Raw genomic sequence first — 7431 nt, 5'->3', positions numbered from 1 at the left:
GCCCGGCGCCTCGGCATGCCGGACGGGGCTCGCGCCGTGGCGACGGCCTGTGCCGCCAACGCCATCGCGCTCGGCATTCCCTGCCACCGCGTGCTGCGCGCCGACGGCTCGCTGTCCGGCTACCGCTGGGGGATCGAACGCAAGCGCGCCTTGCTGGAAAGGGAGGCCGCGATATGAACGCCGACGCCAGGGTTGCCCCATCGCTGGTCGAAGCCGCCGAGACACGCATCGCCGCCTACGACTGGCCCGCACTCACGGCCGAGCTCGACGGCTTCGGCTGCGCGGTGATGGAAAAGCTGCTGTCACCGCGAGAGTGCCGGCAGCTCGCCGGCCTCTACCCCCAGGAGCAGCATTTCCGCAGCCACATCCACATGGCCAGGCATGGCTTCGGCAAGGGCGAATACCGTTATTTCCGCTATCCCTTGCCCGATCTCATCGGCGGCCTGCGCGGCGCGCTCTATCCGAGGCTGGCCGAGGTCGCCAACCGGTGGAACGAGCGCATGGAGATCGCCATGCGCTACCCCAGCACGCATGCAGCGTTTCTCGAACAGTGCCATGCCGCCGGCCAGGTCAGGCCGACGCCGCTCTTGCTGCAATATGTGCCTGGCGACTTCAACTGCCTGCACCAGGACCTCTACGGCGACCTCGCCTTCCCGCTGCAGGTGGCGATCCTGCTTTCCGAGCCCGGCGAGGATTTCACCGGCGGCGAATTCGCGCTGACCGAACAGCGGCCGCGCATGCAGAGCCGGGTCGAAGTGGTGCCCTTGCGCCAGGGCGACGCGGTGGCTTTCGCCGTCCACAACCGGCCGGTGCAGGGAACCAAAGGCAATTACCGCGTCAATCTGCGCCACGGCGTCAGCCGCCTGCGCTCAGGCATGCGCCATACTGTCGGCATCATTTTTCATGACGCGAAGTGAGTGCGACAGAAGTCCCCGCCGGCCTCGGCGGATCATTTCGCCGGAGCGCAATTGCCGACATCCCGCGAGCTGGGCTTGCCAGCCTTCAAATCCGAAAGCTGGGATATGGCGTCGTCATGTCCCCGGCATGGCTTTCGTAGACCTTGGGATTCAGTGAAACCTGCCCACCTGCGGAGGTAAACCCAATCATCTTAGTGCTGCCCACATAGGCCATCCCCACGCGCATTTTGCAGAAGAACTTCTTCTCGCCACTGCTATTTCCGAAGGTCTTCGATGCCGAGCTTCCTCACCCGTCGTCGGCCGCCATCTCCAGGATCCAGGGACACGCGTAATAATCGGCAATGCTCCTGATCACGCCGCCATCGGCACGGACCCGCACCAGATAGGCCGGCCGCCAGACCTCGCCATATTGCCTGTCGACGACCAACACGATCTCCCCTTCGAACGCGCCTGGCCGCATGCGCCAGGGCAGCTCGTTGCGCTCATATTCGACGAAGTAGGGAGAGGCCGAGAGCAGGCCGTTGTAGCAGTCCGAAACCTGCAGGCGCGCATCGGCGCTGGTCAGCGCCCGCACACCGTCCCAGTCCCTGGCATTGAAGAGCGCGACATAGCGGTCGAGCAGCCGCTCCAGTTCAGGATCGTGTGGCGGCGCCGCGACCGGTTGCGCCGGCAAGGCGGCGAGCTTGGCGCGGCCGCGATTGAGCGCCGACTTGACGCCGCCCGATGTCGAGCCGACGAGGTCGGCGATCTCCTCCAGCGAATGGTCGAAGACATCCTTGAGCAGCACGCAGGCGCGCTCCTTCGGTGGCAGATGCACGACCAGCCGCTCGATGGCGCGGCCGGCCCCCGGACCGGCCGGCTCGACCGGCAGCACGATGTCGACGCCGGCATAGAAGGCCTCGGCCGCGTGCCGTGTGCGGCGATTGCGGATGAAGTCGATGCAGCGGTTATGCGCGATGCGGAAAAGCCACGGCCGTAGCGCTTGCGCATCGTCGAGCAGCTCGATCTTGCGATAGGCCTCGAACAGCGCCTCCTGCATGATGTCCTCGCCATCCAGCGCCGAGCCGGTCATGCGCGCGCAATAGCGATGCAGCCTGGCGCGCAGATGCAAAACCGTCTCCAGGAACGCGGCATAGCGCAGGTCGAACACGCGGTCGGGCTCAGGCCAGGCCCGCATGCCTTGCGCCGTGTCGAGAGATTTGCGGATCTGCTGGTTCATCGCGGCACATAGATCAGGGTCACCACACCATTGTCGAAGCGATGCGTGCCGACAAGATCGAGGTTGATGGAACCAACATCGTCGAAGGCGCGCTTGCCGTGCCCGACCCATGTCGGCACGATCGACAGATGATACTCGTCCACCAGCCCCGCGGAAAGCAAGGTGCGGTCGAGCTGCGACACGCCATATTTCAGGATGTCGCCGCCCGGCTGGCGTTTCAGCGCCGCGAGCGCCTCGGCGACGTCGCCGTTGATGAGCGTGGCATTCCACGACACCGTCTTCAGCGTCGTCGAGGCGACCAGCTTCTTCAGGCCGTTGATGCGGTCCATGTACGGACCCTTGATCCCGGGCCAGCGCGCGAAGAACATCTCGTAGGTGGCACGGCCAAGCAGGAAGAACTCGACGTTCGAAAGCGCCTGGAAGGCATGGTCCACATTCTCTCCGATGAAGAACGGCGAGGCCCATGTCATGGGCGCCTCGATGACGCCGTCCAGCGAGACGAAACTCGACACGATCAGCCGTCGCATGCTCACGCCGCCTTTTCCCGGGTCTTCTCACCGGCAGCCGGCAGCCCCAATCTCGGCCGTACCCAGGCGGCGAAGCCGGCAATGGCATTGTCGGCCTCGGGCGCCCGCCCGGCCATCATCTGGAAGGAGTGCAGCATGCCGTCAAACACGTCGAGTCGCGTCTCGACCCCCGCCTGCCTCGCCCGCTCGGCGAACATGCGGCTTTCGTCGACCAGCGTCTCGTCGGCGCCGGCCTGCAGGAAGACGGGTGGAAAGCCGGAGAGATCGGCATAGAGCGGGCTGACCTCGGGATCGCGCCGATCGGCATCGCCGATGAAATTGGCCGCCAGCCAGTCGACGGCTTCCCTGGCGAAGGCCGGATCTTTCTCGCGGTTGGTCTCATAGCTGGCGGCGGTCAGCGCCATGTCGAACCAGCCGGAGATGATCAGCGTGGCGACCGGCAGCGGCCGCCCTTGCGCACGCAGCCGCTGCAGGACGCCATAGGTCAGCACCGCGCCGCAGGAGTCACCGGCAATCACGATCCGCCCGGGGTCGAAGCCCTGGTCGACGAGCCAGTTCCAGGCCGATATCGCGGCCTCGAGCTGGGCCGGATGCTGGGCTTGATGCGCCAGCGGATAGTCGTAGAGCAGCGCCCGGCAGCCGATGGCCCTGGCGAGATGGCCGACCAGCTTGCGGTGGGTGTAGATCGAGCCGCCGATGAAGCCGCCGCCATGCGCATAAAACAGCACCCGCTGCTCGTCGGCGCCTTTCGGCACCACCCACATCGCCGGCACGCCGCCGGCATCGACCTCGATATAGTCGACGCCGTGCGGCTCGCCGGTCAGCGCCGTCCAGTGGATATCGTTGTGGTCGATGATCGCCTGCGGGCTGGTCAGCTTGTCCGCATTGGCCGCCATAACAGCGTAATGGTTCCTGTTTGCCTCGCTCTCGATGCTCGCCATGATATTCTCCTCGGGTTGCGGATCGCGGAAGACGCGACCTTCGGAAGGCAGAGACGTACGGGCAGACAAAAAGGATACGTGACGGTGGGCGCTTTTTTGCGGACGCGCTCAGCCTCCAAACATCGCGGCATACCGCCGGGCGAATTCGACGAACGGCGTCGGCCGCACGCCGAACATCTCATGCGTCGCCAGATGCACACGCGATTTCGGCCGCCGCCGCCGCTCCGCCAATTGCTCGTCCAGTGCGTCGGCGAAGTCGGCGGGGACACCGGCGGCCAGCAGATTGCGCCGGCGCTCCCGCGGGCTGATATCGACGTAGCGGACCGGCTTGCCGATCGCCTGCGATATCCGCGCCGCGATGTCGCTCATCGTCAGCGCCTCGGGTCCGGTCATGTCGAGGCTCTCGCCTTCGTGGCCACCGTCGCACAGCAGCCGGACGGCGACCTTGGCGATATCCTCGACATCGACCGGCGACAGTTCGGTGTCGCCAAGCGCCAGATGGAAAGCGCCTTCGGTGGCGATGGTCGGCGCGTCGCGCAAATAGACCTGCATGAACTGGCTGGGGCGAAGGTGGGTCCACGCCATCGCGGCCGCTTCGAGATAGCGCTCGATTTCCTCATGCATGCGCGTGAAGCGGAACTTCGTCGCGTCATAGCCGATGTTGGATTCGGCGCCGGAAAACTTCACCACATGCGCGACGCCGGCCGGCTTGCAGGCATCGATGAAACGACACTGCGTCTCGACCATGTCTTCGGCCGCGGTCGAAATCGTCAGCACGCGATCGATGCCATTAAGTGCCGCGCCAAGCGTCTCCGGCCGGCGCATATCGCCCTCGATCAGGTCGACGCCGGCAAGTCCGCCGAGCCCCGCCGCCGATGCCCGGTCCAGATCGCGAACCAGCGCCCTCACTTTATGCTTCTGCCGCGCGAACTCGCGCACGATTGCCTTGCCGTTCAGGCCGGTGGCGCCTGTCACCAGGATCATGGTCTGTCTTTCCATTCAGATTGATGCGGCCGCCCTTGCGACGACCGCATCTTGAAGACGAAGAGAAGCGGGCAAAGGATTCCGCCCAAACGTCTTTTTTGTCGGCACCAGGCCTGTACGCCGGCAATCAGCCTGCCGGCGCGTAGCGGCTGACCACCATGCCGCAGGCATAGGCCTTCGAACCAAGCAGCCGCAGGTTTCGGAACCCGCCTTGGTCGAAGATGCGACGGCCGGCGCCCAGCACGGCAGGATTGACGAACAGCTGGAACTCGTCGACCAGCCCGGCCGCGATCAGCGCCGACGCAAAGCCGGCGCCGCCGAAGACGGCCATGTCGCCGCCGTCGCCCGCCTTCAGCGCGTTGATCTCGCGCGGCAGGTCGCCGCTCACCACTGTCGTGCGCTCCCAACGCGAGGCCTCGAGCCTGTCGCTCGGCACCACCTTGCGCGCGTCGACGATGCGCCGGGCGAAGGCATAGAACGGATCGGTCGGATATTTCCTCGCCGCATTGCCCCAATGGGTGAGATAACCCTCCTCGGCCATCTTGCGGCTGAGCAGGATGGTGTCGATGCCGGCGAACACGGCGTTGAAATCCTGTTTCAGCTCGGCGTCCCAGCCATTGTCGTCGCCCCACTCCCAGAGCTGCCACGGCTGGTCAGCATCGGCGCCGACGAAACCGTCGACCGACAACTGCATCTGAAGAATGAGCTTTTTCATCGGGTGTCCTCGTTTCCGGATTCAGTATGGGAGGGATCAGGCAGCGCCACGCGAGCGGGCGAAGTCGCGTGCCCAGGCTTCGAAAGTAGTCGGCGTGGCATTGTCGGGCGACGGCGCTTCCAACGCCCATCGCTCGCCCTTGTTGAAGCTCGCCGCCGTCTCGCCCAGCGCATCGGCGAAGCTCGCCGACAGGCCGCCGGCGATCATGCCGGCGCGAGCATCGGCGAAAGGTGCCGCATGGTAGCTCACCGCCTTCCCGATCGCCTTGCCGAGAATTTCGGTCACCTTCTCGAAAGGATGATACCCGCCACCATGCAGCTCGACGACGCGCCCGGCCGGAAAATGCTCCGACCCAAGCAAGGCGGCGGCGCGCTGACCGACGTCGCGCGTGGCGATCAGCGGCATCGGCAGGTCGCCGCGGAAGGGCGTGGCGAAGACACCGGAAGCGGCCTGCTCGACAAAGCCCATGCCTCTGGCAAAGTTCTCCATGAAGAAGGAGGCGCGCAAGAACACCAGCTCGTCGAGTCCGAGTGCCTCGAGCCGCTCTTCCATCCTCGCGGCGCCCAGCGAAGTCCCCATCCTGAGATGGGCATTGAGGCCGCTGAGCAGCACGACGCGGCGCACGCCCGAAGTCCTGATCGCCGTCGCCAGGCGCCCGCTGACTTCGTCCTCGAAGCGGTGGAGATCCGGCGCGGTGACATCGAAGGGGATCATCACATAGGCGCTGTCGGCGCCGGAGAAGGCCGATGCGAGTGCCGCGGCATCGTCGAGCGCGACACCCAGACCGCGCGCCACGCCGCGCACCGCATGCCCCTGCCCCGTGAGCACGGAAGCGACCTGCGCGCCGACCTCACTGGTGGCGCCGACAACCACGACGGTCCTTGGCGCGCTGGTTTTCCCCTGGTCCATGATGTCTTCCTCCTGTCGAGACCGCGAGCTCTTCGGCCGAAAATGATTTACTTATGGAACCATTTGACGCAAATGGATAATGGTGTCAATAGTAAAGTGATATAAAAACGGAACCATAGAGATGTCGACGCGTGAAAGATCCGCTTGCCCGATCAACCTGTCGCTGGAACTGCTCGGCGACCGCTGGACGCTGCTCATCATCCGCGACCTGGTCTTCGCCGGCAAAAGGCATTTTCGCGAGTTCCTGCAATCCGATGAAGGCATCTCCTCGCGCACGTTGGCCGAGCGGCTGCAGACGCTGCAGGATGAAGGCATCCTCACCCGCAGCGACGATCCCAGCCACGGGCTGAAGGCGATCTACCGGCTGACCGAAGCCGGCATCGACCTCTTGCCGGTGCTGGCCACGCTCGGCGCCTGGGGCAGCAGGCATCGCAAGGCCGACGGTCAACTTGCCCGCATCGCAGAAGAACTGACGGCCGGCGGCGAGCCGGCGCTGGAACGCATGAAGGCAGCGCTGCGGGCCGAACATATTGTCTAGGCCTTTCCTCGTCCCCCGTGGAAGAAGGACGCATCCTACCCGGCCCCGCATTGACAACGATCTGCATTTGTTCTCTATGTGTTCTGGTCTATCAGCAATTGCGGATGAGCGGAACAGGATGGAAACGACGGCCACCATCCTGCATGCCGATCTCGACGCCTTCTATGCCTCGGTCGAGCAGTTGCTCGACCCGACATTGCGCGGCAAGCCGATCGCGGTCGGCGGCGGCGTGGTGCTCGCTGCCTCCTATGAGGCCCGTGCCTTCGGCGTCCGCGGCGGCATGCCGGGGCGCAAGGCGCGCGAGCTTTGCCCGCAATTGATCTTCGTCGGCGGCAATTTCAGCCACTACCAGCGGCTGGGCGACGCGGCGATCAAGGTGCTCGACGATTTCACGCCGGTGGTCGAGCGCATCTCCATCGACGAGGCTTTCGCCGATGTCGCCGGCTGCACGCATTTGTTCGGCTCCCCCCGGGAGATCGCGACCGTGATCCGCCGCCGTGTGCGCGCCGAACTCGGCCTGCCGATCTCGATCGGCGTGGCGCGCACCAAGCATCTGGCCAAGATCGCCTCGCAGGTTGCCAAGCCCGACGGGCTGGTGGTGGTCGATCCCGGCACCGAGCTTGCCTTCCTGCACGATTTGCCGGTCGCGCTGATGTGGGGCGTCGGGCCGGCAACCAGGGC

Annotated in this window: 10 protein-coding genes; 4 read left to right on the top strand and 6 right to left on the bottom strand. The window is 65.3% G+C overall.

Going from position 1 to position 7431, the window contains the following annotated elements:
- Together O7A61_RS29835 and O7A61_RS29830 are read left to right on the top strand one after the other, a co-directional pair.
- Positions 1-177 (top strand): MGMT family protein (locus O7A61_RS29835; protein WP_337132805.1); only part of this gene is annotated, 177 nt, incomplete at its 5' end.
- Positions 174-917 carry a 2OG-Fe(II) oxygenase gene (locus tag O7A61_RS29830; RefSeq protein ID WP_337132803.1) on the top strand — a complete coding sequence of 248 codons (744 nt, stop codon included), beginning with the start codon at positions 174-176 and terminating at the stop codon, positions 915-917. The genes O7A61_RS29835 and O7A61_RS29830, both read left to right, overlap by 4 nt.
- Positions 918-1203: 286 nt before the next feature.
- On the opposite strand, the gene O7A61_RS29825 is transcribed toward O7A61_RS29830, so the two are convergent.
- The 6 genes from O7A61_RS29825 to O7A61_RS29800 form a co-directional block, all read right to left on the bottom strand.
- On the bottom strand, positions 1204-2136 hold the full coding sequence (locus O7A61_RS29825) for a sigma-70 family RNA polymerase sigma factor (protein WP_337132802.1): 933 nt from the start codon (positions 2134-2136) through the stop codon (positions 1204-1206).
- Positions 2133-2663, bottom strand: a complete 531-nt coding sequence (locus O7A61_RS29820) for a dihydrofolate reductase family protein (protein ID WP_337132804.1) — start codon at positions 2661-2663, stop codon at positions 2133-2135. Before O7A61_RS29820 ends, O7A61_RS29825 begins: the two co-directional genes overlap by 4 nt.
- Positions 2664-2665: 2 nt before the next feature.
- A complete protein-coding gene (locus O7A61_RS29815; RefSeq protein WP_337132801.1) occupies positions 2666-3604 on the bottom strand; it encodes an alpha/beta hydrolase in 939 nt (312 codons plus the stop codon).
- Between the two features lie 108 nt (positions 3605-3712).
- Entirely contained in the window at positions 3713-4588 is an 876-nt protein-coding gene (locus O7A61_RS29810) for an SDR family oxidoreductase (RefSeq protein WP_337132800.1), read from the bottom strand.
- Between the two features lie 127 nt (positions 4589-4715).
- The gene (locus O7A61_RS29805) at positions 4716-5303 is read right to left on the bottom strand and encodes a dihydrofolate reductase family protein (protein ID WP_337132799.1); all 588 of its coding nucleotides are present in this window, start codon (positions 5301-5303) and stop codon (positions 4716-4718) included.
- 36 nt (positions 5304-5339) lie between these two features.
- A complete protein-coding gene (locus O7A61_RS29800) occupies positions 5340-6212 on the bottom strand; it encodes an NmrA family NAD(P)-binding protein (protein WP_337105148.1) in 873 nt (290 codons plus the stop codon).
- 121 nt (positions 6213-6333) lie between these two features.
- Here O7A61_RS29800 and O7A61_RS29795 point away from each other — a divergent pair, with 121 nt between their 5' ends.
- Both O7A61_RS29795 and O7A61_RS29790 read left to right on the top strand, forming a co-directional pair.
- Positions 6334-6750 carry a winged helix-turn-helix transcriptional regulator gene (locus O7A61_RS29795; protein ID WP_337132798.1) on the top strand — a complete coding sequence of 139 codons (417 nt, stop codon included), beginning with the start codon at positions 6334-6336 and terminating at the stop codon, positions 6748-6750.
- 118 nt (positions 6751-6868) lie between these two features.
- A partial coding sequence (locus O7A61_RS29790) for a Y-family DNA polymerase (RefSeq protein ID WP_442921130.1) occupies positions 6869-7431 on the top strand: 563 nt, incomplete at its 3' end.

Source organism: Mesorhizobium sp. Cs1321R2N1, from assembly GCF_037179725.1.
GTDB lineage: Bacteria > Pseudomonadota > Alphaproteobacteria > Rhizobiales > Rhizobiaceae > Mesorhizobium > Mesorhizobium salmacidum.
The sequence above is the reverse complement of the archived record's forward strand: the minus strand, read 5'-3'. Positions and strand labels throughout refer to the sequence as shown.

Coding starts and splice junctions, on each gene's coding strand:
- O7A61_RS29805 (WP_337132799.1), bottom strand. CDS start 5,303: ATGAAAAAGCTCATTCTTCAGATGCAGTTGTCGGTCGACGGTTTCGTC.
- O7A61_RS29795 (WP_337132798.1), top strand. CDS start 6,334: ATGTCGACGCGTGAAAGATCCGCTTGCCCGATCAACCTGTCGCTGGAA.
- O7A61_RS29810 (WP_337132800.1), bottom strand. CDS start 4,588: ATGATCCTGGTGACAGGCGCCACCGGCCTGAACGGCAAGGCAATCGTG.
- O7A61_RS29800 (WP_337105148.1), bottom strand. CDS start 6,212: ATGGACCAGGGGAAAACCAGCGCGCCAAGGACCGTCGTGGTTGTCGGC.
- O7A61_RS29815 (WP_337132801.1), bottom strand. CDS start 3,604: ATGGCGAGCATCGAGAGCGAGGCAAACAGGAACCATTACGCTGTTATG.
- O7A61_RS29830 (WP_337132803.1), top strand. CDS start 174: ATGAACGCCGACGCCAGGGTTGCCCCATCGCTGGTCGAAGCCGCCGAG.
- O7A61_RS29820 (WP_337132804.1), bottom strand. CDS start 2,663: ATGCGACGGCTGATCGTGTCGAGTTTCGTCTCGCTGGACGGCGTCATC.
- O7A61_RS29825 (WP_337132802.1), bottom strand. CDS start 2,136: ATGAACCAGCAGATCCGCAAATCTCTCGACACGGCGCAAGGCATGCGG.